The sequence below is a fragment of the Streptomyces sp. HUAS TT7 genome (genome assembly GCF_051550175.1).
Classification (GTDB): domain Bacteria; phylum Actinomycetota; class Actinomycetes; order Streptomycetales; family Streptomycetaceae; genus Streptomyces.
The window spans coordinates 810,008-836,222 of the sequence record NZ_CP196175.1 but is presented as its reverse complement, the minus strand read 5'-3'; the positions used below and the strand labels follow the sequence as shown (position 1 = coordinate 836,222).

General features: G+C 70.4%; 22 protein-coding genes. 14 read left to right on the top strand and 8 right to left on the bottom strand.

Translation table 11 applies throughout. The features are described 5' to 3' along the window. The first annotated feature begins 11 nt into the window (after positions 1-11). From dxs to ACSHXC_RS03990, 4 genes are all read left to right on the top strand, one after another. Entirely contained in the window at positions 12-1,928 is a 1,917-nt protein-coding gene (dxs, locus tag ACSHXC_RS04005; protein WP_438290195.1) for a 1-deoxy-D-xylulose-5-phosphate synthase, read from the top strand. Next, positions 1,925-3,400 (top strand): aspartate aminotransferase family protein, encoded by a 1,476-nt coding sequence (locus tag ACSHXC_RS04000; RefSeq protein WP_438290194.1) that lies wholly within the window; start codon positions 1,925-1,927, stop codon positions 3,398-3,400. Before dxs ends, ACSHXC_RS04000 begins: the two co-directional genes overlap by 4 nt. 65 nt (positions 3,401-3,465) lie before the next feature. Then, positions 3,466-4,065, top strand: coding sequence for a helix-turn-helix domain-containing protein (locus tag ACSHXC_RS03995; protein ID WP_438290193.1), 600 nt, complete (start codon positions 3,466-3,468; stop codon positions 4,063-4,065). A gap of 15 nt (positions 4,066-4,080) precedes the next feature. Further along, positions 4,081-4,251, top strand: coding sequence for a DUF6126 family protein (locus ACSHXC_RS03990; protein WP_438290192.1), 171 nt, complete (start codon positions 4,081-4,083; stop codon positions 4,249-4,251). Positions 4,252-4,267: 16 nt separating this feature from the next. Here ACSHXC_RS03990 and ACSHXC_RS03985 read toward each other — a convergent pair whose 3' ends face one another. After that, positions 4,268-5,083 (bottom strand): tyrosine-protein phosphatase, encoded by an 816-nt coding sequence (locus tag ACSHXC_RS03985; RefSeq protein WP_438290191.1) that lies wholly within the window; start codon positions 5,081-5,083, stop codon positions 4,268-4,270. Positions 5,084-5,244: 161 nt separating this feature from the next. On the opposite strand from ACSHXC_RS03985, the gene ACSHXC_RS03980 reads away from it, so the two are divergent. The 7 genes from ACSHXC_RS03980 to ACSHXC_RS03950 all read left to right on the top strand — a co-directional run bounded on the left by ACSHXC_RS03980 (position 5,245) and on the right by ACSHXC_RS03950 (position 15,381). Further along, the gene (locus ACSHXC_RS03980) at positions 5,245-7,338 is read left to right on the top strand and encodes an alpha-galactosidase (RefSeq protein ID WP_438290190.1); all 2,094 of its coding nucleotides are present in this window, start codon (positions 5,245-5,247) and stop codon (positions 7,336-7,338) included. 268 nt (positions 7,339-7,606) lie between these two features. Beyond that, positions 7,607-8,635: a hypothetical protein gene (locus ACSHXC_RS03975; RefSeq protein WP_438290189.1), complete on the top strand. Its 1,029-nt coding sequence runs from the start codon at positions 7,607-7,609 to the stop codon at positions 8,633-8,635. A 59-nt stretch (positions 8,636-8,694) separates the two neighbouring features. Further along, a complete protein-coding gene (locus tag ACSHXC_RS03970) occupies positions 8,695-9,111 on the top strand; it encodes a hypothetical protein (protein WP_438290188.1) in 417 nt (138 codons plus the stop codon). Beyond that, positions 9,108-11,024 carry a GMC family oxidoreductase gene (locus ACSHXC_RS03965; protein ID WP_438290187.1) on the top strand — a complete coding sequence of 639 codons (1,917 nt, stop codon included), beginning with the start codon at positions 9,108-9,110 and terminating at the stop codon, positions 11,022-11,024. The genes ACSHXC_RS03970 and ACSHXC_RS03965 overlap by 4 nt, the downstream gene beginning before the upstream one ends. Beyond that, entirely contained in the window at positions 11,021-12,835 is a 1,815-nt protein-coding gene (locus tag ACSHXC_RS03960) for a peroxidase family protein (RefSeq protein WP_438290186.1), read from the top strand. Before ACSHXC_RS03965 ends, ACSHXC_RS03960 begins: the two co-directional genes overlap by 4 nt. Before the next feature lie 13 nt (positions 12,836-12,848). Then, positions 12,849-13,820, top strand: a complete 972-nt coding sequence (locus ACSHXC_RS03955; RefSeq protein WP_438290185.1) for a patatin-like phospholipase family protein — start codon at positions 12,849-12,851, stop codon at positions 13,818-13,820. 322 nt (positions 13,821-14,142) lie between these two features. Further along, positions 14,143-15,381, top strand: coding sequence for a S53 family peptidase (locus ACSHXC_RS03950; RefSeq protein ID WP_438290184.1), 1,239 nt, complete (start codon positions 14,143-14,145; stop codon positions 15,379-15,381). Between the two features lie 57 nt (positions 15,382-15,438). Here ACSHXC_RS03950 and ACSHXC_RS03945 read toward each other — a convergent pair whose 3' ends face one another. Further along, positions 15,439-16,620, bottom strand: coding sequence for an erythromycin esterase family protein (locus tag ACSHXC_RS03945; RefSeq protein WP_438290183.1), 1,182 nt, complete (start codon positions 16,618-16,620; stop codon positions 15,439-15,441). Positions 16,621-16,843: 223 nt separating this feature from the next. On the opposite strand from ACSHXC_RS03945, the gene ACSHXC_RS03940 reads away from it, so the two are divergent. Next, complete coding sequence (locus tag ACSHXC_RS03940; protein ID WP_438290182.1) at positions 16,844-17,635, top strand: SGNH/GDSL hydrolase family protein; 792 nt, start codon at positions 16,844-16,846, stop codon at positions 17,633-17,635. Between the two features lie 75 nt (positions 17,636-17,710). Here the strand turns inward: ACSHXC_RS03940 and ACSHXC_RS03935 are convergent, their stop codons facing one another. The 6 genes from ACSHXC_RS03935 to ACSHXC_RS03910 all read right to left on the bottom strand — a co-directional run bounded on the left by ACSHXC_RS03935 (position 17,711) and on the right by ACSHXC_RS03910 (position 23,957). Further along, the gene (locus ACSHXC_RS03935; RefSeq protein WP_438290181.1) at positions 17,711-18,700 is read right to left on the bottom strand and encodes an NAD-dependent epimerase/dehydratase family protein; all 990 of its coding nucleotides are present in this window, start codon (positions 18,698-18,700) and stop codon (positions 17,711-17,713) included. Positions 18,701-18,876: 176 nt separating this feature from the next. Beyond that, on the bottom strand, positions 18,877-20,148 hold the full coding sequence (locus ACSHXC_RS03930) for a phosphatase PAP2 family protein (RefSeq protein WP_438290180.1): 1,272 nt from the start codon (positions 20,146-20,148) through the stop codon (positions 18,877-18,879). A 329-nt stretch (positions 20,149-20,477) separates the two neighbouring features. Then, positions 20,478-21,095, bottom strand: a complete 618-nt coding sequence (locus ACSHXC_RS03925; RefSeq protein WP_438290179.1) for a TetR/AcrR family transcriptional regulator — start codon at positions 21,093-21,095, stop codon at positions 20,478-20,480. A 36-nt stretch (positions 21,096-21,131) separates the two neighbouring features. Then, positions 21,132-21,932 (bottom strand): polysaccharide deacetylase family protein, encoded by an 801-nt coding sequence (locus tag ACSHXC_RS03920; protein ID WP_438290178.1) that lies wholly within the window; start codon positions 21,930-21,932, stop codon positions 21,132-21,134. Positions 21,933-22,131: 199 nt separating this feature from the next. Further along, entirely contained in the window at positions 22,132-23,310 is a 1,179-nt protein-coding gene (locus tag ACSHXC_RS03915) for a Glu/Leu/Phe/Val dehydrogenase dimerization domain-containing protein (RefSeq protein WP_438290177.1), read from the bottom strand. A gap of 26 nt (positions 23,311-23,336) precedes the next feature. After that, positions 23,337-23,957, bottom strand: a complete 621-nt coding sequence (locus ACSHXC_RS03910) for a GNAT family N-acetyltransferase (RefSeq protein WP_438290176.1) — start codon at positions 23,955-23,957, stop codon at positions 23,337-23,339. Positions 23,958-24,027: 70 nt separating this feature from the next. Between ACSHXC_RS03910 and ACSHXC_RS03905 the strand changes: the two genes are divergently transcribed. Both ACSHXC_RS03905 and ACSHXC_RS03900 read left to right on the top strand, forming a co-directional pair. Further along, entirely contained in the window at positions 24,028-24,477 is a 450-nt protein-coding gene (locus ACSHXC_RS03905) for a PPOX class F420-dependent oxidoreductase (protein ID WP_438290175.1), read from the top strand. A gap of 87 nt (positions 24,478-24,564) precedes the next feature. Continuing rightward, positions 24,565-25,809, top strand: coding sequence for an MBL fold metallo-hydrolase (locus tag ACSHXC_RS03900; protein ID WP_438290174.1), 1,245 nt, complete (start codon positions 24,565-24,567; stop codon positions 25,807-25,809). Positions 25,810-26,215 lie beyond the last annotated feature (406 nt).

Sequence of the window (26,215 nt, the reverse complement as noted above, 5' to 3'; positions counted from 1 at the left end):
GGGGCCCGAGCATGACGATCTTGGAGAACATCCGGGGGCCGCAAGACCTGCAAACGTTGGACCAGGCCGAAATCCGTGAACTCGCCCAAGAAATAAGGGAGTTCCTGATCCAGGCGGTGGCGCGCACCGGGGGCCATCTGGGACCCAATCTGGGGGTGGTCGAGCTGTCCATCGCCCTGCACCGGGCCTTTGAATCGCCGGTCGACCGCATCCTGTGGGACACCGGGCACCAGAGCTACGTACACAAACTGCTCACCGGCCGGCAGGACTTCTCGAAGCTGCGCACCAAGGGCGGCCTTTCCGGGTACCCCTCGCGTGCCGAGTCCGAGCACGACGTCATCGAGAACAGCCACGCCTCCACCGTGCTCGGCTGGGCGGACGGGCTCGCCAAGGCCAACGAGGTGCTCGGCCGGGACGGCCATGTCGTCGCCGTCATCGGGGACGGCGCGCTCACCGGCGGCATGGCCTGGGAGGCGCTCAACAACATCGCGGCCGCCCGGGACCGCCCGCTGATCATCGTCGTCAACGACAACGAGCGCTCGTACGGGCCGACCATCGGCGGGCTCGCCAACCACCTCGCCACCCTGCGCACCACCGACGGCTACGAGCGGATCCTTGCCTGGGGCAAGGACGTCCTCCAGCACACCCCCGTCATCGGGCAGCCCCTGTACGAGTCGCTGCACGGCGCGAAGAAGGGCTTCAAGGACGCGTTCGCCCCACAGGGCATGTTCGAGGACCTCGGTCTGAAGTACGTCGGACCGATCGACGGGCACAGCACCGAGGCCGTCGAATCGGCGCTGCGGCGGGCCAAGCGCTTCCACGGGCCGGTCCTTGTGCACTGCCTGACCGAGAAGGGCCGCGGCTATCAGCCCGCCCTCGACGACGAAGCGGACCGGTTCCACACGGTCAACGCCATGGACCCGTTGACCTGCGAACCGCTGGCCCCCTCCAACGGGCCCTCCTGGACGGCCGTGTTCGGTGACGAGCTCGTTCAACTGGGCGCCGAGCGACCGGACATCGTCGCCGTCACCGCCGCCATGCTCCACCCGACGGGCCTGACCGGATTCGCCGAGCGCTTCCCGGACCGGGTGTGGGACGTCGGCATCGCCGAGCAGCACGCGGCGGTCTCCGCGGCCGGGCTCGCCACCGGCGGCCTGCACCCGGTCGTCGCCGTGTACGCGACCTTCCTCAACCGGGCCTTCGACCAGGTCCTGATGGACGTCGCGCTGCACAGGTGCGGGGTCACGTTTGTCCTCGACCGGGCCGGGGTGACCGGTGTCGACGGGCCCTCCCACAACGGCATGTGGGACCTGTCGGTGCTCCAGGTCGTGCCGGGGCTCAGGATCGCCGCGCCGCGCGACGCCGGCCAGCTGCGGGCCCAGCTGCGCGAGGCCGTGGACGTCGACGACGCGCCTACGGTGCTGCGCTTCCCCAAGGAGTCCGTCGGGCCCGACATCCCGGCCGTGGCCAGGATCGGCGGCATGGACGTGCTGCGTCAGGACAGCCGGGACGAAGCCGCCGATGTGCTGCTCGTCGCGGTCGGGGTGCTCGCGCCGGTGTGTCTCCAGGCCGCCGAGCTGCTCGTCGGGCGCGGCATCCGGTGCACGGTTCTCGACCCGCGCTGGGTCAAGCCCGTCGACGAACAGCTCGCCCCGCTGGCCGCGCGGCACCGCCTGGTCGCCGTCGTGGAGGACAACATCCGTACCGGTGGCGTCGGTTGGGCCGTCGGGCAGGCCCTGCGGGACGCCGGAGTGGATGTGCCGCTGCGCGGCTTCGGCATCCCCGAACAGTTCCTCGCGCACGCCAAGCGCGGCGAGGTGCTCGCCGACATCGGGCTCACCCCGGTCGAGGTGGCGGGACGGATCGGCGCCGCCCTCGCGGCCACGGAGGAAGCCGCCGCGGCGGCCGAGAAGGAGAACGAGGCATGACCGAAGGCGAGCCGAAGGGCTTCGCAGTACCCGACCCCGAGGCCGCCGAGGCCGACGGCTTCGCGGTACCGGCCCCCGAAGCCCCCCAGGGCAAGGGGTTCGACCTGACGCGGCTCCTCGCCGAGCGCGGGGCCGAACGCTACGAACTGCACACCAAGTACCTCAACCACCAGTTGCCGCGGATGCTGCACACCATCGGCTTCGACAAGGTCTACGAGCGGGCCGAGGGCGCGTACTTCTGGGACTCCGAGGGCAACGACTACCTCGACATGCTCGCGGGCTTCGGCGTGATGGGCCTCGGCCGCCACCACCCCGTCGTCCGCAAGGCCCTGCACGACGTGCTCGACGCCTCGCTCGCGGACCTGACCCGCTTCGACTGCCAGCCGCTGCCCGGCCTGCTCGCCGAGAAGCTCCTCGCGCACAGCCCCCACCTGGACCGGGTGTTCTTCGGCAACAGCGGAACCGAGGCCGTCGAGACCGCGCTCAAATTCGCCCGGTACGCCACCGGAAAGCCCCGCGTCCTGTACTGCGCGCACGCCTTCCACGGCCTCACGACCGGCTCGCTCTCGGTCAACGGGGAGTCCGGCTTCCGCGACGGCTTCGCGCCCCTGCTGCCCGACACGGCGCTGCCGCTCGGTGATCTGGCCGCCCTGGAAAGGGAGTTGAAGCGCGGAGACGTGGCGGCGCTCATTGTCGAGCCCATCCAGGGCAAGGGCGTCCACGAGGCGCCGCCCGGCTATCTGCTCTCCGCCCAGGAACTCCTGCACCGGCACAAGGCGCTCCTCATCGCCGACGAGGTGCAGACCGGCCTCGGCCGCACCGGCGACTTCTACGCCTACCAGCACGACGAGGGCGTCGAACCGGACCTCGTGTGCGTCGCGAAGGCGCTCTCGGGCGGCTATGTGCCGGTCGGAGCCACCCTCGGCAAGGAGTGGATCTTCAAGAAGGTCTACTCGTCGATGGACCGGGTCCTGGTCCACTCGGCCAGCTTCGGCTCCAACGCCCAGGCGATGGCCGCCGGGCTCGCGGTCCTGTCCGTCATGGAGGACGAGGGGGTCGTCGAGAACGCGCGCACCGTCGGCGATCTGCTGCGCACCCGGCTCGCCGCCCTGACCGACCGCTACGAGCTCCTCTCGGACGTACGTGGGCGCGGTCTCATGATCGGCATCGAGTTCGGACGCCCTGACTCGCTGAAACTGCGCGGCCGTTGGGCCATGCTGCAGGCCGCCCGCAAGGGTCTCTTCGCGCAGATGGTCGTCGTGCCGCTGCTCCAGAAGCACCGGATCCTCACCCAGGTCTCCGGCGACCACCTGGAAGTGATCAAGCTGATCCCGCCGCTGACCATCACGGAGCGCGAGGTCGACCGGTTCGTCGAGGCGTTCGCCGCAGTCATGGACGACGCCCACGGCGGGGGCGGACTCATGTGGGACTTCGGCCGGACCCTGGTCAAGCAGGCGGTCGCCAACCGCTGACCGGGCGTTTTGCCTCAGAGGCAAAAAGTTTGCCTCTGAGGCAATGGCCTGCCTGAATGGAGTGCATGAGCACTCCTGCCGACGATGTCGCGGCGCTCCCGCTCCCGGGCGTCGCAACCCGGCTGCGCGAACTGCGCCGCCGCCGCGGTCTCACCCTGGAGGCCGCCGCCCAGCGGGCCGGCCTCTCGCCCGCGCACCTCTCCCGGCTGGAGACGGGCGCCCGCCAGCCCTCGCTGCCGATGCTGCTCGCGCTCGCCCGCATCTACGGTACGACGGTCTCCGAGCTGCTCGGCGAGATGCCGCCGGAGCGCGAGCCCGTCATCCGGGCCGGACGGGCCGCACCCCGCGTGGCCGACGGCTGGACGTACCACGAGACCGGCGGCCCGGGCCGCGCCATGCAGGCGCTGCGCGTCGAGGTCCCGTACGGCACCCAGCGCGAGCTCGTCCGGGTGCACCCCGGCGAGGAGTGGCTCTACGTCCTGACCGGGCGGCTGAGGCTCAGCCTCGGGGACGCCACCCATGAACTCGACCCGGGTGACAGCGCGCACTTCGACTCGCTCACCCCGCACCGGATCTCCGCCGCCTCGCACGGCGGAGCCGAGTTCCTCTTCGTGCACACCCTGCTGCAGAGCCCCGATCCGCATCCGTACCACCCGCACAGCTGAGAGGACGGACCAGACATGTCCGAGCACGAGAGCGCGCCCGCCACGGCGGAACCGCGCAAGAACATCGAGGAGACCGCGGAGACCAAGTTCCCCCGGGGCCTGGTCGTGCGGCTCTTCGCCTACCTCATCGCGGGCCACATCTTCGCGGGCTTCCTCTATCTGCTCTTCGAGGTGGGCGGGAAGTAGCACCCGGCCCGGCGGCTCAGACCGCGCCGTCCAGGAGCTGTTCGCGCAGCCGCTCGCGGGTCTCGGGGGCCAGCTTCAGGCCCTTCGAGAAGTAGCGGTCGGTGGTGCCCCAGGTCTCCTCGATGGTGTCGAAGGCCGCGTGCAGATAGCTCGCGCGGGCGTCGAAGAGGGGGCTGAGGAGCTCCATCACCTCGGGGGACATGGCGTCCGCGGACGTGCTGGAGCGGCGCACCTTGTAGCGGCGGTGCGGGTCGTTGGACTTGAGGTAGTCCGCCTCGATGGCGTCCCGCTCCACGCCGACCGCGAGCAGCGCCACCGCGATGGCCAGACCCGCCCGGTCCTTGCCCGCGGCGCAGTGCATCAGCGCGGGCACGCTGTCCTCGGCGAGCGCGTGCAGCACCCGGCTGTGCTCGGCGGTGCGCTCGGTGATGACCTCGCGGTACACGGCGATCATCCGGTCCGAGCCCCGGGTCCCCGAAAGCGCGGAGCGCAGCTCGTCGAGGCCGCCGTCGCGGACCATCTTCCAGAACTCGGCCCCGTCGGCCGGATCCGTCATCGGAATGTTGACGTTGCGCACGCCCGGCAGCGCGATGTCGGGCCCCTCCAGCTTCTGGTCCCCGGCGTTGCGGAAGTCGAAGACGGTGTGCAGCCCAAGGGTGGTGAGGAAGGCCGCGTCCGCCTCGGTGGCGTGTGCCAGGTGCCCGCTGCGGAAGAGCCGCCCGCCGCGCACCCGCAGCCCGTCCACGGTCGGCAACCCGCCCACGTCACGGAAGTTGCGCACCCCCGACAGCTCGGGCTCTGTCGCGGGGACCTGCGGAATCTGCTGGGTCACGGGGACTCCTGACGTCGATCCTGGGTGGCGCGGCCTGCGCGTCTGTCGACGATACGACATGCATTCCTGGGGCAACCATCTCCCTGTGTGCCGCAGAGGCGTTGCCCTGGGGACCCTGCCACCCCGATCCTGTGCGTACGTGTGCGGATCTGGGGGTCTAGATGATGGAGATCGGTGACAACGGACGCCTTTGGGTGCTCTCCGGGCGGACCAGCAGTTATGCGCTGCACCTCACGGACCAGGACGAGCTGCTGCACCTCCACTGGGGCCCCCGCATCTCGCTGGAAGCCGCGGCAGCGCTGGCCCGCGAGCCGCTCGCACCCCACTGGCCCTTCGAATCCCGCACGGACGGACTGGAGGAGTACCCGGTGGAGGGCGGCCCCCGCTTCGTGCGCCCCGCGCTGTCCGTACGGGCAGGTGAGGAGCGCGGCACCGCCTGGGACTTCACGGGCTCGGACGTCGAGGGCGACGAACTGAAGCTGCGCTTCACCGACCCCGTGAACGGGCTCGCTCTCACCCTGCACTACCGGATGCGGGACGACTTCGGCGTGGTCGAACGCTGGGTGACCGCGACCAGTCAACTGACCGAAGGAGCACTGGAGTTGCTGCGCGCTGACGCGGCCACCTGGACGCTCCCCGAGCGCGACGGCTGGCGCCTCTCCCAGCTGCACGGCCGCTGGGCCGCCGAATCCCGTCTCGTACGCTCCGAACTCACCCCCGGCGAGAAGGTGCTCGGCAGCCGGCGCGGGCACACCGGACACCAGCACCTGCCCTGGGTCGCCCTCGACGCCGGTGCGGAAGCCACCGAGGAGAGCGGCGAGGTGTACGGCTGCGCGCTCGGCTGGTCGGGGTCCTGGCGCATCGCCGTCCACCACCTGCCCGACGGCCGGGTGCAGGTCAACGGCGGTGCGGGGTACGACGATTCGGGCCTGATGCGGCTCGCGCCCGGCGAGTCGTACACCTCGCCCGTGTTCGCCGGGCTGTGGAGCGGCGCCGGGTTCGGCGGCGCGAGCCGGCAGTGGCACGCCTGGCAGCTGGCCCATGTGATCCCGCGCGCCGGGAAGCCCCGGCCGGTGCTCTACAACTCCTGGGAGGCCACCCTCTTCGACATCTCCGAGGACCAGCAGCGCGCCCTCGCCCAGCGGGCGGCCGACATGGGTGTCGAACTGTTCGTGGTCGACGACGGCTGGTTCGGCGCCCGCACCCACGACGCCGCCGGGCTCGGCGACTGGACCCCCAACCCCAGCCGCTTTCCCGGCGGGTTGAAGCCGCTGGCCGACGAAGTGCACGGCCTGGGCATGCAGTTCGGGATCTGGGTCGAGCCCGAGATGGTCAACCCCGACAGCGACCTCTACCGCGCCCACCCCGACTGGGTGCAGTTCCAGCCCGGCCGCACCCGCACCGAGTTCCGCAACCAGCTCGTCCTGAACCTCGCCCGCGAGGACGTACAGAACCATCTGTGGCAGCAGTTGGACGGCCTGCTCTCCAGCGCGCCCATCGACTACGTCAAGTGGGACTTCAACCGGTGCTTCACCGACGCCGGCTGGCCGGGCGAGCCGTATCCGCAGAAGCTGTGGGTCGAGCATGTGCACGCGTTCTACGCGCTGGTGGACCGGCTGCGCGCCGCCCACCCCCACGTCGCCTTCGAGTCCTGCTCGGGCGGCGGCGGGCGCATCGACCTCGGGGTGCTCTCGCGCACCGACCAGGTGTGGACCTCCGACAACACCGACCCCCTGGACCGGCTCGCCATCCAGCACGGCTTCAGCCAGCTGCACCCCGCCCGCGTCATGGCAGCCTGGGTGACCGACAGCCCCAACACCCAGCTCAACGGGCGCGTCAGCAGCCTGCGCTTCCGCTTTGTGAGCGCGATGGCCGGGGTGCTCGGCGTGGGCGGCGACCTGACCCGCTGGAGCCCGGCCGAACTCGCCGAGGCGCGCGACTGGGTGGCGCTGTACAAGGAGATCAGACCGGTCGTGCAGCTCGGCGCCCAGTACCGGCTGCGGCCACCGGACGGCGGGCTCGGCGCCGTCCAGTACACCCGGGGCGACGACACCGTCGTACTGGCCTGGCTGCAGGCCCAGCACTACGGCGAGCCGCCGCCCACCGTCCGGCTGCGCGGGCTCGATCCCGCCGCCTCCTACGCGTGCCCGGACACCGGGACCGTATACAGCGGAGCCGTGCTCCTCCACCGGGGGCTCGTCACCGGGCTTCGTGGGGATCTGGATGCGGCCGTGTTCCGGTTGCGCAGGACGTGAGAGCGCTCTCGCGCGCCCCGCATGACTGGACTCGGCCATGAACGGCCTTTTCCCGTGGGGCAGTTGAGGCGCGGAAGCGTGGCGTCCGCGGTCACCGCGGCGCCGCCGGAGCCCATCGAGCCCCGGCCGCCAGCGCCGGTCCCGCTTGTTGTACACCGATGCAAATAGCCGCCCGAGATCGAACAACAGGCCCGAAACGGGCATACCCCGCCCGCGCGCTGCCGAGTAGCGTCGCTGCTCCCCGCCCACGGTTGGGAGGAGCCGGACCATGTCCGATCCCCGGCAGCACGAGAAGTACGAGCAGTACGAGGGAGGGAGCCCGGAGGCCGAGCGGAAGGTCTTCGAGGAACTCGCCCAGCGCATCGTAGGGATCCAGCGCATCAATCAGGAGACCGGTCGGCTCCCGGGCCCCGACCGGGCGTTCCACGCCAAGACGACCATCGCGGTCGACAACGCCCGGGTGCGCTTCCACACCGATCTGCCCCTGAGCCTGCGTGAGGGCTTCGTCCAGCCGGGCGCCGAGTACCCGGCCCTCGTGCGGTACTCCAACGCGGCCGGGGTCCCGGCCGCCGATGCCGCGCAGGACCTGCGGGGCATCGCCGTGCGCATCGTCGTCGGCGACGACGAACGGCACGACCTCCTCATGCTCAACATCCCCGCGTCGCACGCCGCCAACGCCCGCGAGTTCGTCGAGTTCGCCGAGGTCATGGCGGGCGCGAGCGGCACCGCGCAGGTCGCCTACCGCTTCCTGGTGAAACTGCCGCGGGCAGTCGGCAGGCCGGCCGCGACCCGCATGCGCAAGACCCTCCAGAAGGCCGTCGCGCGCAAGATCGGCAGCCTCTCCCAGGAGCGGTACTGGAGCCAGGCCCCGATCCTGTGGGGCGACGCCGGACCCGTCCAGTACCAGCTGCGGCCCAGCCCCGGTGGGCCCCCGGCTCCGAAGCCCGACCGCTCCGACCGGGACCGGCTGCGCACCGAGCTCGCGGCCCGGCTGCGCGAGCGGGACGTCGTGTACGAGCTGTGCCTGCAGCGCTTCGTGGACGAGGCCACCACCCCGGTCGAGAACGCCTCCGTGGAGTGGCCCGAGGACGTGGCACCGCCCGTGCCCGTCGCCACGCTCACCATCCCGCGCCAGGACCTCGACTCCAACGAGGCGGTGGCCGTCACCCGCCGCATCGAGCAGCTCGTCTTCACGCCGTGGCGCACCACGGACGCCTTCCGGCCGCTCGGCAACCTCAACCGCTCGCGCGACGCCGCCTACGGGGCGAGCAGCGCCCGCAGGCTCGGCCAGGAGTAGGAGCCGCGGCCCGCCGGGCCGCCCGCCAACGACCCGTACCGTCCCGATGGGAGTGGACCATGCCGAAGAAACGCGCAGCGGCCGCAGCGACCAGCACCGCTCGGCCCGCGGCCCTGTACGGCCTCGCTGGGATCCGGCTCCTGAACGGGGCGGCCGGCCTCATCGCGCCGGCTCTGCTCATCGACCGGCTCGACCGCGAATCCGAACCCAACCCCGCGGCCGTGTACGCGTTCCGGCTCTTCGGGATCCGCACCATCCTGCTCGGCCTCGACCTGCTCACCAACCGCGGCGAACGCCTGGAACAGGACCTCCGCGAGGGCGTCCTCATCCACGCCTCCGACACCCTGACTGCGGCCATGCTCGGCATCAAGGGCCTCCTGCCGCCCCGCACCGCCGCGATGACCACGCTGATCTCCGCGACCAACACCGCGCTCGCGGTGAGCGCGCTCGGCAATGGGGCGAAGGGGAAGAAGTGACGGGCGCGGACTACGACTACATCGTGGTCGGCGCGGGCGCGGGCGGCGGCCCGCTCGCCGCGAACCTGGCCGAGGCGGGCATGAAGGTGCTGCTCATCGACGCGGGAGGCGAGCACGAGAACGACAACTACCTGGTGCCCGCCTTCCACGGGGACGCCTCCGAGGACCCCGTCCAGTGCTGGAACTACTTCGTACGCCACTACGCGAACGAGGAGCAGCAGCAGCGCGACACCAAGGTCCTCGCGGGCAAGGGCATCCTCTATCCGCGGGCCGGAGCCGTCGGCGGCTGCACCGCGCACCACGCGATGATCACCGTCTATCCCTACAACCGGGACTGGGACGCCATCGCGGAGGCGACCGGCGACCAGTCCTGGCGGGCCGAGGCGATGCGCGGCTACTTCGAGCGCATCGAGCGCTGCGGCTACCGTCCGAGGCCCAAGCGCCTGCCCGCCAACCCGCTCCTGGCCGCCGTCCTCAAAGCGCTCCCGTTCGTCTCCGACCGCTATCTGAACCGTTCGCGGCACGGCTTCGACGGCTGGCTGCCCACCCACCTCGCCGACCCCGCCCTGCTGATCCAGGACAAACAGCTCCTCAAGGTCATCCTCAGCTCGGCCGAGGGCGAGCTCGCCGACTTCCTGGGCCGCCCGCTCTCGCCCCTCGAAGGCCTCGGCGCGGTCGTCGACCCCAACGACTGGCGGGTGCAGACCCTCGGACTCGAAGGGCTGTGGCAGATCCCGCTGTCGACCGACCGGGGCCGGCGCAGCGCGGCCCGCGACCGCATCCGGGCGGCCCGCACCACGCACCCCGACAACCTGACCGTCCGCACCGACGTCCTCGTCACCCGCGTGCTCCTCGACGACGCGGGAGCGGCCGCCGGAGTGGAGTTCATCGACGCCGCCCGCGCCTACCGCGCCGACCCGGTGGCCTCGTACGAGCCCCAACTCCCGCCCCTGACAAGGCTGGCGGCCCGCCGCGAGGTGATCCTGTGCGCGGGCGCCTTCAACACCCCGCAGCTGCTCATGCTCTCCGGCATCGGGCCGCGCCAGGAGCTGGAGCGGCACGGCATCCCCGTACGCCTCGATCTGCAGGGCGTCGGCGGCAACCTCCAGGACCGCTACGAGGTCGGCGTCGTCAGCCGCATGGCGAAGGAATTCCCGATCGTCAAGGACTGCTCCTTCCACGCGCCCGAGCCCGGCGCCACCCCCGACCGCTGCTACCGGGCCTGGCAGCGCGGCGAAGGGCTCTACACCACCAACGGCTCGGTCATCGGGATCACCCGCAAGTCCCGGCCGGGCCTCGACGCTCCCGATCTGTTCCTGTTCGGGTTCCCCGCCGACTTCCGCGGCTACTACCCCGGTTACTCGAAGGAGAACCTGCGCCACAAGGACCGGTTCACCTGGGCGATCCTCAAGGCGCACACCCACAACACCGGGGGAGCGGTGCGGCTTCGCTCGGCCGACCCGCGCGACACCCCCATGGTGAACTTCCACTACTTCGCCGAAGGCACCGACAAGGACGGCACCGACCTGGAGGCGATGACGGACGCCGTGGAGTTCGTGCGCGGCATGAACCGCCGCGCCGGCGACTCCATCAGCGAGGAACTCTGGCCGGGCAAAGGCATCAACTCCCGTGATCAAGTGAGGAGTTGGGTGCAGGACGAGGCCTGGGGGCACCACGCCTCGTGCAGCTGCCCGATGGGCGGCGACGGGGATCCCGCGGCCGTCGTCGACAGCCGCTTCCGGGTGCGCGGCGTCGACCGGCTGCGCATCGTGGACGCCTCCGTCTTCCCGCGCATCCCCGGCTTCTTCATCGCCACCCCGATCTACATGATCAGCGAGAAGGCGAGCGACGTGATCCTCGCCGACGCGCCACCACCACTGCCCCAAGGACAGCCCCAAGGGGGGACCCGATGAGCTCGTACCGCACCTCGTTGCCGTGGCGAATCGTCGTAGGCATCGCGGACTACCTGGACGCCAGGATCGGCTGGGACAAGCTGCCGCTGCCGCTCGGCCTCGGCACCCTCCTCGGGCTGCGCGTCCGCTACCGCCAGGAGAACCTGCACGACACCAACAAGATCCCCGCGGTCAACGTGCCCGAACCGGTGCCGCCCAAGGACTCGTTCAAGGTCAACCGCACGGCCGACGGCAGCTACAACGACCTCGGCCAGCCCAGGATGGGCATGGCGGGCACCCGCTTCGGCCGCAACATCCCGCTCGACAAGATCCCCCCGGTCACCCCCGCCGACGTGCTCTCCGAGCCCAACCCGCGCAAGGTCAGCCGCGAACTGCTCACCCGCGACACCTTCATCTCGGCCGACTCGGTCAACTCCCTGGTCGCCGCCTGGCTCCAGTTCATGGTTCGCGACTGGTTCAGCCACGGCGCCGGAGTCTCCGACCGGCCCTGGACCGTGCCGCTCATGGACGACGACCCGTGGCCCGAGCGGCCCATGCAGATCATGCGGACGATGGACGACCCGACCCGCGACCCGCATGCCCCGGCAGGCACCCCCGACACCCGCGTCAACGTCTTCTCGCACTGGTGGGACGCCTCCCAGATCTACGGCAGCACCGAGGACGAGCAGCGCGCCATGCGCACTGGCGAGCTCGGCAAGCTCCACCTGTGGGACGACGAGCGGATGCCGTTCCCGTCCGACCCCGCCAAGGACCCCTCGCGGGTGCCCGGATTCTGGCTCGGACTCGCCCTGATGCAGGGCCTGTTCACCCGTGAGCACAACGCGATCTGCGACCACCTGCACGGCGCGTACCCGACCTGGGACGACGAGGAGCTCTTCGAGCGAGCCCGGCTGATCAACGCCGCCCTCCTCGCCAAGATCCACACCGTGGAGTGGACCCCGGCCGTCATCAGCCACCCGACCACCGTCACCGCGCTGCACACCAACTGGTGGGGCCTGGCCGGAGAACGGGTCCACAACCTGTTCGGCCGGATCAGCAAGTCCGAGGTCATCAGCGGCATCCCGGGCGGCGAGACCGACCACTACGGCGTGCCGTACGCGCTCACCGAGGAGTTCGCCGCCGTCTACCGGATGCACCCGCTGATCCGCGACGACTGGGAACTGCGCGCCGCCAACGACAACACCACCCTGCGCAACGCCTCGTTCCGCGACATCGCGGGCCCCGAAGCCCTCAAGGTCCTCGGCTCCATCTCCACCACCGACCTCCTCTACAGCTTCGGTACGCTCCACCCGGGACTCGTCACCCTGCACAACTTCCCCAAGTTCCTCCAGGAATACGAGCGCCCCGACGGCCACCTCCAGGACCTCGCCGCCACCGACATCCTGCGCTCCCGCGAACTCGGCGTCCCCCGCTACAACGAGTTCCGCCGACTGCTGCGCATGAAGCCCGCCGAGCGCTTCGACGACCTGACGGACAACCCGCAATGGGCGAAGCAGATCGCGAAGGTGTACGAGGGCGACATCGAGAAGGTCGACCTGTCGGTCGGCATGTTCGCCGAGAAGCTCCCCAAGGGATTCGCGTTCAGCGACACAGCCTTCCGCATCTTCATCCTGATGGCGTCCCGGCGCCTCAACAGCGACCGCTTCTTCACCGAGTACTACACCCCCGAGGTGTACTCGAAGGCGGGCCTGAAGTGGATCGACGACAACAGCATGCTGAGCGTGCTGCTGCGCCACCACCCCGAACTGCGCACCGCGCTCACCGGACTCAAGAACGCGTTCGCGCCGTGGAACGTCGCCGGTCAGGAGTGAAGGGGGCGCCGCGATGACCAACGGTGAACGCAAGGCCGACGTCGTCCTCGAAGGCGGCGGCGTACGGGGCCTCGGAGCAGCGGGCGCCGTCATGCGCCTCCTGGAGGACGGCTACACCTTCCCGCGCGCGGCCGGCACCTCCGTCGGCGCCATCGCGGCGGCGCTGGTCGCCGCCGGGGTGGGCGCCAAGGAGCTGCGCGGCATCATGGACCGGCTCGACCTGAGCCGCATCCCGGACCGCCAGCCGCCCGGGGTGCCGTTGGTGAGCGAGGGGATGGGGCTGCTCGGCACGCGGGGCGCGTACCGCGGCGACTGGATCAGGGAGTGGATGGAGGAGGAGCTCGCCGAGCTCGGCGTCTCCACCTTCGCCGATCTGCGCACCGACGACCCGGGCGCCGACGCCGACCTGGCCGACGACCAGAAGTACAAGCTGGTCGTGCTCGCCACCGACGTCACGCGCGGACGGCTGCTCCGACTGCCCTGGGACTACCACCTGTTCGGGCTGAAGGCCGAGGAGCAGAAGGTCGCGGACGCCGTCCGCTGCTCGCTCTCGATCCCGTTCTACTTCCGGCCGTGCACCCTGACCAACCCGGTCACCCGGGAGTCTTCGGTGATCGTGGACGGCGGCATCCTGTCCAACTTCGCGGTCGACATCTTCGACCGCACCGACGGCAAGAAGCCGCGCTGGCCCACCTTCGGTGTGCGGATCATCCCCGACCTGCCGGCCGGGATCGCCAACCTCGCGCCGATCGCCGCGCGCGTCATGTGGCCGCCGCTGACGCTGCTCGAACAGGTCGTCACGACGGCCCTGGTCGGCCGCGACCAGACGTCTCTGGAGCGGCCCGGCGTACGCGACCGCACCATGGCGGTCGACTGCACCGGCGTCGGCATCACCGACTTCCGCATCGAAGCGGAGGCCCGGGACGCGGTCGTCGAGCAGGGCCGAAAGGCGGCCGGGGAATTCCTGGGACGCTGGAAAGGCTGACGTGGGCCCGATTTGGGTGCCATAGTGGGACGCGACCCCTCATCTCCCGTAAAGAGATGGGGGGTTCGTCCATGAGCGGGACATGATGTGACCGCCGGACCCGATCTCTTCACCCCTCCCTCACGGGGGGCACATTTGCGCACATAGGCAATAGACAGCCTTTGCCTTGGGGTGCCTGTCAACTGACGTTGTCCGTAGGTACGTTCATGACTGCCCCCACTTTTCGTGGTGGCAGTCTCCGAACGTCACCTTGTCATGCACTCGACATTTCTTCGCGTCCTGTCCGTCCCAGGACAGGACGACCCCCCATGGAGGAAGAACCGTGCAACACATACGAACCTCCAGGTTCGGACAACGAACCGGCGGCGCCTCGGCGCTCCTTTCCCTGCTCGCGCTCGTCACCGGCGGCCTGCTCGCCGCGGCCCCCTCGGCCGCCGCCCAGCAGGCCAACGACCCCGCGTCCAACGTCAAGCAGGTGTGTGCGACGGCCAAGCCGGGCCAGATGCACTGCCTCGCCCTGGAACGTACGGACATCAAGCAGCACAGAGGTATCACCGCCGACGCCGCACCCTCCGGCTTCGGCCCCGCCGACCTCCAGAAGGCCTACAACCTCCCCGCCGGTGGAGGTTCCGGCGCGACGGTGGCCATCGTCGACGCGCAGGACGACCCGAACGCCGAGTCGGACCTGGCCACCTACCGCTCGCAGTACGGGCTGCCCGCCTGCACCACCGCCAACGGCTGCTTCAAGAAGGTCGACCAGAACGGCGGCACCAACTACCCGACGGCAGACGCCGGTTGGGCCGGTGAGATCTCCCTCGACGTCGACATGGTCAGCGCCGCCTGCCCGCAGTGCCACATCCTGCTCGTCGAGGCCAACTCCGCGAACATGGACGACCTGGGTGCCGCGGTGAACCGCGCGGTCACCCTGGGCGCCAAGTACGTCTCCAACAGCTACGGCGGCAGCGAGGACGCCTCCGACACCGCCGCCGACAGCAAGTACTTCAACCACCCGGGCGTCGCCATCACCGTCTCCTCGGGTGACAGCGGCTACGGCGTCGAGTACCCGGCCGCCTCTCAGTACGTCACCGCCGTCGGCGGCACCTCGCTGAAGAAGGACAGCAGCACGCGCGGCTGGTCCGAGTCGGTCTGGGGCTCCAGCTCCGGCGGCCAGGGCGCCGGTTCCGGCTGCTCCGCCTACGACCCGAAGCCGTCCTGGCAGAAGGACACCGCCTGCGCCAAGCGGGCCGTCGCGGATGTCTCCGCGGTCGCCGACCCGGCCACCGGCCTCGCGGTGTACGACAGTTACCAGGCCAGCGGCTGGAACGTGTACGGCGGCACCAGCGCCTCCTCGCCGATCATCGCGAGCGTGTACGCCCTGGCCGGTGCCCCGGGCGCGAGCTCCACTCCCTCGTCCTTCCCCTACGCCCACACCGGCTCGCTGAACGACGTCACCTCCGGCGCCAACGGCAGCTGCGACAACTACCTGTGCAAGGCGGGTACGGGCTACGACGGCCCGACCGGCCTCGGCACCCCGAACGGCACGGCGGCCTTCACCGGCTGACGCACCTGGGTCAGTGGGGGCCGTCGCATCGCGGCGGCCCCTTCGCCTGCCCTCGGGTCACGGCAGCCACCGGACCGGGGACGCCTGGCGTACGTGAACGAGTACGTCGAAGGCATCGGCGAGCGAGTCGACCGCGAGGTACCCGGTGGCGTCGCGGGCCGGGTCGTACACGCCGCCGATGACACGGGCCTTCGCCGGACCGTCCCACTGACCGCGGACGCCGTCGAGGCGCAGGTCCAGCCAGTGCGCGGGCAGATCCACCGCGCCGAGCCGCGCGTCGATCAGGTCGCCGGCCGGTTCCGGGACCGCGACGGAACCGAGGTCCCCGTGGTGGAAGCCGATCGCCACGGACACATACCGGTTGCCGTACTGCTTGCGCAGCAGGCTGCCGACGGTGGGCTGCGGACCGCGCTCCGGTGCCATGCCCAGGACGGTCTCGGCCGCCGATGTGTGTGCGATGCCGTCCCAGTAGACCGTGCGCAGGCCGGTCCGGCGCTGGAAGTCGCCGACGACATCGGCCCATTGTCCGGCCTCGCCCGCGTAGCTGCCCCGCCCGGCGACGCTGTGCTCATGGAAGTCCACGATCAGCCGCATCCGCGCCAGGACGCCGTCGTGCGCGTCGATGCCGGGCAGCGACCGGAGCAGCGCGAGCGCGTCGCGGGCATGCTCGGCGAAGGGGCGTCCCGGGTGGATGCCGTGGGCGCGCTGGACGTGCTCGTCGATCCGGTGCGCGGTCCGGATCGGGTCCAGATGGGACGCCAGCTCCGCGAGCCGCTCGGGGGCCGACTCCCGGACGTGGTCCAGGACGGCGTCATAATCCTCCGACCCCGCCTGCGCGGGCTTCACACCGAAGACCCGTACGGGGTCGTGCGGGTGCTCCCGGTTGAACTCCCGGATCCATTCGAGCGATGCGGCGAGCTCGACGGTGCGCTGGGGGCGCCAGGCGTGGTCGAGCGCGGCCGCGGCAGAGCCGTCGCCGCCGCGTACGTAACGGTCGAGCTCGGCGCCGACGCCGGCACTGTCCTGCAGGGCGAGCGCCCGGAACCCGTGGTGCCGGACCAGCCGGCGGAAGAGCTGGTCCCGTATGCCGTAGGTCTCCCGGGAGAACCGCGTGGACTCGCCGATGCCGACGACGGTCGCCGCGTCACCGGCGAGCTTGTCGGCAAGGTCGTCGAGCGAGACGTCGGAGAGGGGAAGGGAAAGGGCGGAGGCCTCGGAAACCGCGCTGTTGTTGATCATGCCGCCCAGTCTCCAACCTGAAGCCCGCTTGAGGTCAAGGGCCTTCCGTCTGCGTTCTCATGGTTCTCGTGCGGCGTGAATGTCCGAGCCCCGATGGGCAGTTGCGGGTTTGCCTCCGGCCTATTCCCGGACCCGGGAAACTGACCGGGTGGTCTATATCACCCACCGTCAACCCCTCCCTACGGTGGCGTAGGTCACTTGCGTGGGTGAAGGATAAGCACTCGTGGCAGACGATTCGAGATCATTCAGCAGCGGCACGTTCGGGTCGTACACGGCGATCGGCGACAGCTTCACGGAGGGCGTCGGCGACCCCGGCCCGGACGGGACTTTTGTCGGCTGGGCGGACCGGTTCGCAGTGCTGCTCGCAGACCAGCGGCCGGAGGGCTCCTTCCGCTACGCCAACCTCGCGGTGCGGGGCAAGCTCCTCGACCAGATCGTCGAGGACCAGGTCCCCAGGGCCAAAGAGCTCGCCCCCGACCTGGTGAGCTTCTGCGCGGGCGGCAACGACATCATCCGGCCCGGCACGGACCCCGACGAGGTGGCCGAACGCTTCGAGCGGGCGCTCGCCGACCTGAAGCCGGCCGTCGGCACCGTCATGGTGACCACGGGCTTCGACACCCGGGGCGTGACGCTGCTCCGCCATCTGCGGGGCAAGATCGCGACGTACAACGGGCATGTGCGGGCCATCGCGGACCGCTACGACTGCCCGGTGCTCGACCTCTGGTCGCTCAAGTCCGTCCAGGACCGAAGGGCCTGGGACGACGACCGGCTGCACCTCTCCGCCGAGGGGCACACCCGGGTCGCGCTGCGCGCCGCCCAGGTGCTCGGGCTCGACGTCCCGGCCGACCCGGACCAGCCATGGCCCCCGCTGCCGCCGCGCAACACGCTCGAGGTGCGGCGCGACGACATCCACTGGGCGCGCGAGTATCTGGTGCCGTGGATCGGGCGGCGGCTGCGCGGCGAGTCGTCGGGCGACGAGGTCTCGGCCAAGCGCCCCGATCTGCTGCCCCTCTGACGAACCATCAGGCCTGACAGCACGTCACCATGTAGCGCTGTCAGGCCTGATGGGTAGTACGGGATCCGCCGATGATCAGCCGCCCAGCACCTTCGCCTCGGTCTCCGGGGCGAGGCCGACCCGGGGGCGGTCCGGGCGCTGGGGCGCGGTTCCGCCTATCGAGCGGAGCCAGGCCCAGGTGTCGGCGGCCGTCTCCTCGACGGGGCGGCACCGCAGCCCGGCCGCGACCGCCTTGGCCACCGCCGAGTTGTGGATCTTGTCGTGCAGCTCGCCCGGCGGAAGCCACACCGGCAGTTGCAGCCACGGCTCGATCCCGGCGGCGAGGATCGGCTCGGGGTCGGTCCAGCGCAGCACGGCCCGGTCGCCGGTGACCCGCACACAGGCTTCGAGGAGCGAGCCCATCGTCGCGTGCCCCGGCGGGCTGACGACGTTGTACGGGCCGCTGAGGCCGGCCTCGGCCGCGTCAAGGGTCCACTCCGCGAGGTCGCGGCAGTCGATGTACTGGATACCGAGATCGCGCGGGCCCGGTGCGAGCATGTCACCGCCGTGCGCGGCACGGTTCAGCCACCACGGCAGCCGGCCGATGTTCTCCCACGGGCCGAGGATCAGGCCCGCACGCACCAACAGGGTCCGGTCCACGCCGAATTCGCGGATCGCGGCCAGTTCGCCGCCGCGCTTGGCCTGCGGATAGGCCACTTCGCCCGCCTCGTCGGCGGAGCCGTCCACCAGCGTCGAGTCCTCGCCGGCGTCGAGCGAGGCCGTCTCGGGGTACACCGAGCGGCTCGACACGTACGTATAGTGGCCGGCCCGCCCGGCGAGCAGCCGGGCCGCGTCGCGGACGGCGGCCGGGGCGTGCGACCACGTGTCGACCACCACGTCCCACTCGCCGTCCGCAAGCGCCGCGAGGCCTTCGGGGGAGGTGCGGTCGCCGTGCAGCGAGACCACCCCGGCGGGTGGTTCGTGCCGCCCCCGGTGGAAGACCGTCACCTCGTGCCCGCGGGCAAGGGCCGCCTCGGTGACGGCCCGGCCGACAAATTCCGTTCCACCCAGCATCAGCAGTCTCATGATCGCCACTCTGCCCGCCGGGGGGCGGACGGGGAACGGTTGCTTGCTCTCGGCGTAATCCCGTCAACCGGGAACCTTCACCGTGCACCCGGCACAGTGAAGGTCCTCGCCCGCACACGTTCAGCTTCCCGTCCCCTGGCGGTAAGCGCTCGGCCCACCGCCCGCTGCAGGATGACTCAGACGAGCTCGGGCTGCAGTTCCCGTTGCCGCGCAGGTGCGGCCTGCGGCTCCCACAGCTTGGTCGTCCGTACGAAGCTGTAGATCACCGAGACCATCGCGAGGACGAGAAGGGGGCCGAACACCCAGGGATGATCGGCCATCTGCACCGGCAGATAGCGATAAGCCACCAGGAGTGCGGTGAAGACCGCCGTGCCGTAGGCGACGAGCTGGATTCCGGACCGGTCCCAGCCGCGCGCGAGCGAGCGCAGGGCCGCCTCGATCGTGAGCGCGAACACGACGCCGGCAATGATGTCGGTGCCGTAGTGATAACCGAATCCCAGCGTCGCACCGAGCGTGGCTATCAGCCAGAACGTCCCCGCGTAGCGCAGAAGTCGGGGGCCCTTGCGGGAATGGATGAAGATGGTGGTGGCCCACGCCGTGTGCAGGCTGGGCATGCAGTTGCGCGGGGTGAACTCGTTGAATCCCATGTGATGCGGCGCACCACCGCCGGGCGGGGTGTTCGGCCACAAATCGGCCACCGCGAAGTGCCCGCCGTCGGCGCCGTAGGCGAAGATCGGTCCGACCACCGGGAAGATCATGTAGATGGCAGGCCCGAGCAGGCCGATCACCAGGAAGGTGCGCACCAGGTGATGGGCCGGGAAACGGCGCTCGGCCGCCACGTTGCGCAGCTGGTAGAGCGCGACGACGACCGCCATCACGGCGAGCTGGATGTAGACGTAGTCGAGGACGTGCGCGCCGATGGAGCCCGTGGCGTTGACGATCCGGCCCGCCACCCAGGAGGGGTCGCCCAGCGCGTGATCGGCGGTCGCCACGTACTGGTCGAGCACCGAGGGACGGGTCTTCGACGTGATGAGAAGCCAGGTGTCGCCGGTCTTGCGGCCGGCCACCAGCAGCAGGCCGAGGCCGACGCCCTTCAGGAGCAGCATGCGTTCCTGGCCGGTGCGACGTGTGATCGCGATGACCGCGCAGGCCAGCATCACCCACAGCGCGCCGTTGCCGAACATCATCTTGGCGTCGACTGCCCACCGCACCAGAAAGAAGATGACGTCGATACCGACCGCGGCACCGATCGCGATAAAGCGTTCCCGCCAGGTGAGCACCACCATCATCAACGCCATGCTGGCGTAAAGCAGCGGCCCCGATTTGGGTGCGAGTATCACCTCTTTCGCCTGGTTGATCATCGGCCCGGGCAGGCCATAATGATGGGCGGCAATCTCCAACGCGATGAGGAATCCGAGGGTCACGACACCTGCCGCGGCCCACAGCATCACCCGGGGTTGACGCCATGCAAATGTAGTTCTGCTATTTATTCGCGATATCAATTGTTTGGCCGATGTGTTAGACGCCGATTTGTGAGACGTTGACTAAGCGAGTCACTCTTCGTGGTCGATTGCATGGTTTCCGTGAAGGGTGGGACGCTATGGGCGATCATCTGAGTCGGATCATGTTATCGGAGTCGGTGTGGGTGGTTTTCGCCGGTCATGAGTGGAGTGATGGCCAGGCGACCCCGCGCCGCATCGTTGCAGGACACGGCGCTGCCGTGTGACGGGCGAGGGGGGATCCGCCGGCGGAAGCCGGGCTTCGGGTGGCCAGGCCATCAGCGGGTCGCTGTCAACGCCGCGCGGTCCACGCCCAGTTCGCGGGCCAGTGCGTCGTCCGCCCACTCCAGCATGGCCGCGCGTGACAGTGAGCCCGGGTACGAGATCATCTGCACGGCCAGTCCGTCGAGCAGGGCGGTCAGCCGCCAGGCCGCGCCCGCCGGGTCCGCGCAGCCGAACTCTCCGGCCGCCGCGCCCTGCGCGATCACCTCGGTCAGCGCGGCCTTCCACCGCTGATCGAGGCCGTGTGTCACCTCGCGCAGAGCGGGCTCGCGGAGCGCCGCCGCCCAGCCCTCGATCCACAGCCGCCAGCCCTTGGCCGGCCCGGTCGGCGCGTACCAGCGCGCAGCCGCACGCAGTCTGCGCAGTGCGCTGGTACGGCGCCCGAGGATCTTGTGCAGCTGGGCCAGATCGTCCTCGGCGGCATGGGCGAAGGCTGCCGCGACCAGCTTCTCCTTCGTCGAGAAGTGGTACAGGACAAGCGCGTTGCTGACGCCGAGCGAAGCGGCGACGTCGGCGATCCGTACCGCTGCGACACCACGCGACTCGATCTGCTCGACCGCGGCCCGCAGCAGTTCCTCGCGCCGTTCCGCCACGCCCAACCGCACTCTGGCCATGCGCCGACCCTACACACGGGCGTACGTGGCCGATGGTCACGGCCGGTAGATCGTGCCTGGCTGTGCGGTGCCCGGCGCGAGCAACTGCGGGACGGTCACGAAGGTGTAGCCGCGCTTCTTGAGCTCGTCGATGATGCCGGGGACGGCCGGTACCGTGCCGCCGCAGATGTCGTGCAGCAGGACGATGCCGTCACGGCCCGCCTGGTCGAGTATCCGCTGCTGGATGAGGGCGCTGTCGGTCGTCGCGTAGTCCTTGGCGGTCGCACTCCACAGCACTTGGGAGAGGCCGAGCTCCTTGCTGACCTCCTTGACCGCGTTGTCCGTGCGGCCCTGCGGCGGGCGCATCAGCGTCGGCTCGCGGCCGGTCAGCGCCTTGATCGCCTGCTGGGTGCGGCCGAGTTCGGAGCGGATCTCTGCGGGCTTCAGCTGATCCAGGCGGCGGTGCGTCCAGGTGTGGTTGGCGATCTCGTGGCCCTCGGTGGCGGCCCTGCGGACGGTGTCCGGATAGGTGTCCACGTGGTTCCTGCCGAGCAGGAAGAAGGTGGCGTGCACCTTCTTCTCCTTGAGGATGTCGAGAAGTCGGGGCGTGTGTGGGCCCGGCCCGGCGTCGAAGGTCAGGGCGATGCACTTGGCCTTCGCGCAGTCCACGGAACCCGGGGTCCCGGCTGCCTTGAGGTGGGTCTTGGCATCGGACGCCTTGGCGGCGGCCTGTCCGCGCGCCTCCTTGGGGGAGGTGGAGTCCTGGCCGCAGCCGGTCAGGGCCAAGGTCAGCGCGGCGGCCGTGACCAGGCATGCGGCGGCCCGGGACCGTATGGAACGTGAGCTGTTTCTGAGCATGGCGGTCCTCTCCCCGGCGGTGAAATTTCCCCTTCGTGACCCTCGGGCGAGGATCTCCGCCGCACTATACGTGAGGTGTATACATCGAGTGCATAGTGGGGCATGGGTGGCCGGAATGGGAGGGGTAGCCCATGGGCGGGGGCGGAGCGGTGTCGGTCGCCCCCGCGGGGGCGACCGGGAGGCGCTGCCGGGGGCCCGGTCAGCGATACGTGCCGAACCGCTCCGTGATCACGGGCAGCGTCTCGGCCGCGAGGGCGTGGGCAGCCGCGCGCGGAGTCGTCCCGTCGGACTCGGCGCGCATCAGCATCCGCTCGACGAGGCCCCGCATCGCGCGCCGGATGTGCGCGAAGGCCTCGTCCGCGTCCGCGTCCAGATCGCCGAACAGCGTCCACCACCACCAGGCGTTGGTGGCGGAGTTGGCCACGACGTCCGGCAGCACGGTGACGCCACGTCCGGCGAGCAGCCGCTCGGCCTCCGCGAGCACCGGCATGTTCGCCGCCTCGACGATCCAACGGGCCGTGATCCGGGCCTGGTTGAGTCCGTCGATCGCGTACGAGACCGCCGCCGGGACAAGCACCTCCGCCTCGACGGCCAGCCAGTCCTCGCCGGGCAGTTCGCGGTCCGAGGGCCGAAGAGCTGAGCGGTCGACGGCTCCGTGCGCGTCACGCGCGGCGAGGAGCGCCTCCACATCGAGGCCCTCGGGGTCGGCGACCGTGCCCTTGATGTCGGCGACCGCGACGATCTTCAGCCCGGCCCGGGACAGGAAGCGGGCGGTGGCGCCGCCCATGGTGCCGAACCCCTGCACCGCGACGCGCGTCCCCTCGTGTGCGGTGCCGGCACGGTCCAGGGCGGTCAGGACCGACTCGGCGACCCCGCAGCCGCCGACCAGTTCGTCAAGGCCGATACCGTCGACTTCCACGGCGAAGGCATCGGAGAGACGCCGTCTGGCCGCCGCTTCGTCGTCGAGCAGCGGATAAACCGCCTGAACGGTGGAGATCAGGCCCGCCTCCGCGGCTGCCCGGTCGACGAGGTCCTGGCTGAGGCCGAGATCCTCGCCCGTCGTCCAGAAGCGCTCGACGTACGGCCGCATGGCCCGCAGATAGCGGACCAGGACCCCGTACGCCTCCGGATGCCGCGGATCGCAGTCGATGCCGCCCTTCGCGCCGCCGAGCGGGATGTAGCGGGCCCGCGGGTCGTAGTGCAGGGCCTCCTTCATCGTCATGCCGCGGGCGAGTCCGGCGACCTCCTCCTGGGTGCATCCCGGCCGCATGCGCAGCCCGCCGCTGGACACGCCGCGAACCAGCCGGTCGATGACGAGGTGGCCTCGGCGGCCGGTGACGTGATCGGTCCAGGAGAGCGCGATGAGAGGAGGAGTCATGCCGGGCACCCTAACTGAACGACGAGTCAGTACGAGAGCGTGCCGAGGCCGGCCCCGTCCGGCCAGGGGTCGCCCGCCACCCGGGCGTGCAGATGCTCGTCGTGCCACCCGTCGGCGTGCAGCAGCGCACTGCGCATCGTGCCCTCCAGGGCGAACCCGGCCCGCTGCGCCACCCGGCACGAGGCCGGGTTCCCCACCGAGTGCGAGATCCGCAGCCGGTGCAGCCCGAGCTCCTCAAGCGCCCACCGGCTGACCCGCAAGGTGGCGTCGAGCACGGCGCCCCCACCGCGGCCGGACGGAAGCAGCCAGTACAGGAACTCCGCGCTGCCACCCCGCAGATCGAGATCGCCCAGCCCGATCAGGCCCACCGCCTGGTCGTCCTCGCGCCGCGAGATCGCCCAGATCGCCGAGGCCTCCTCGGTCCAGCGCTGCCCCCATCGGGCGATCTTCTCGCGGGCGGTGTCCGGCGTCAGCGCCTCGGGGCGGTTCCACTGCACGATCTCCGGATCCAGGCACGAGGCCACCAGAACGTTCGCGTCGGACTCCCGCCAGGGGCGCAGCTCACGCCCGCCGGGCAGGACGAACGAGGGCTGCTGCTGCCGGGCCATCCGGCCCGCGGGCACCACGGGAGGTATCGGAGTGATCATCCCCGCATCATGGCAGGCGCCGCCGGGCCGCTCCGGGGAATCCGGCCGCCCGGATCCGCGTTGCACAGCCATGACGGCATTCGAGGCACCTCAGGAAGCGTTGCTGAAACTGGTCGCCGAGCAGGACGGCGGCGTCCTGGTCACCCTGAAGCGGGACGGGCGGCCCCAGCTCTCCAATGTGAACCACGCCTACTATCCCGACGAGCACGTCATCAAGGTGTCGCTCACCGACGACCGGGCCAAGACGAAGAACCTGCGCCGCGACCCCCGCGCCAGCTACCACGTCACCAGTGACGACCGCTGGGCATGGACGGTGGCCGAGGGGACCGCCGACCTCACTCCGGTGGCCGCGGACCCGTACGACGAGACGGTCGAGGAGCTGGTGACCCTCTACCGGGACGTACGCGGCGAGCACCCCGACTGGGACGAGTACCGCAAGGTCATGGTCCGCGACCGGCGCCTGGTGCTGCGGCTGCGCGTGGAGCGGGCGTACGGCCAGCCGCGCCAGGGTGGGGCCTGACCGGCCGCCCGTCGTCGTGACGGTCCCCGGAAGGTGCCTCCGTAACGGATGCACATAATAGAAATACCCCGAGCCCCAGGAGGTGCCGTGACCGGCGCTGGATCCCTGCTTCCCCTCCGTTCACGACTCCGCGAGCTGCGGCCCGACGCGTTCGGGGCCGACCCGGCGGGGGAGCGCATGGCCCGCATCCGCCGCTCGCCGAACTTCGCGGACGGCGTGTTCCAGAACCCCGAGGGCGCACGGACCCGGCCGTCGGGCTCGACCCTGGAGTTCGCGAAGCAGTTCTTCGCGAAGGAGCAGCGCGTACGCCGCGCACCCACCGGCACCGTCCCGGTCCACCCGACGACCCTCGCCGACATCGCGAAGCCGCCCGCCACCGGGCTCCGGCTCACCTGGATGGGGCATTCGAGCGTGCTCGCCGAGATCGACGGGCGGCGGGTCCTTTTCGACCCCGTCTGGGGCGAGCGCTGCTCCCCCTTCGCCTTCGCCGGCCCCAAGCGGCTGCACCCCGTCCCGCTGCCGCTGGCCTCGCTCGGCCCGGTCGATGTCGTCGTCATCTCCCACGACCACTACGACCACCTCGACCTGCCCACCATCCGCTCCCTGGCCGGAACCGGCACGGTGTTCGCGGTGCCGCTCGGTGTCGGCGCCCACCTGGAGCACTGGGGCGTGCCCGCCGACCGGATCCACGAGCTGGACTGGAACGAGTCCGTCAAGGTCGACGGGCTCACCCTCACCGCGACCCCGGCCCGCCACTTCTGCGGCCGGGGCCTGCGCAACCAGCAGCACACGCTCTGGGCGTCCTGGGTGGTGGCCGGACCCGAGCACCGGATCTACCACAGCGGCGACACGGGCTACTTCGGCGGCTTCAAGGACATCGGCGCGGAGCACGGCCCGTTCGACGCGACGATGATCCAGATCGGGGCTTATAGCGAATTCTGGCCCCAGAACCACACGGATCGTACGCCGCTGCCGGGCGGGTGGCCAGACATCCACATGTCGCCCGCTAAGGGGATGCAAGCCCACCTTGACCTGCAAGGGGGTGCCGCTGGCGGTGTCATGCTGCCGATTCACTGGGGCACCTTCAACCTCGCGCCGCACGCCTGGGCCGAACCGGGCGAGTGGACCCTGGACGTGGCAGAGGAGGTTGGGCAGGTCGTAGCGACCCCTCGGCCTGGCGAGCCGTTTGAGCCTGCTGGGACGGTTCCGGCCGATCCCTGGTGGCGAGCGGTCTCGGCGCCGATTGCTCATCCTTGGCGCAGGCCTGCGCGGGTGCTCACCCCATGGATTACCGCTCCTGAGGCTGACCTTGACCTTGCTGGGGACAGGTGACGCCTGGCTATGAGTGATCTCGATGAGATGGCGCGATTATGGGGCGGGATGACCAATGAGGAGCGTGACCGCTTCGTGCGAACGGTTGATGGTTCGCTCGGGCCTGCAAGGAACCAGCCGTGTCACCAGTTCACACCTTTGCCCGCTGCAACAGGGCCGTCGCGCATCGTTGTTCGAACCCGGTTCGTAGGACCGGAGGATGCAGCATCCTGCGACGAGTAAGCGGCAAGGCAACGAAAGATCAGTAGAGTCGGGGCGGCGGGCCGCTGAGCGCACCGCCCCGGTCGTTGTGCAGCATTGGGACCCCACCCCTGATGTGATCAGGCAGCCCAAGCGGCGGTGTGCACCATGGGCAATCCCATCAGCGAGAGCAGACCAACAAACCGCCGAGACAGGTGATCTCGAA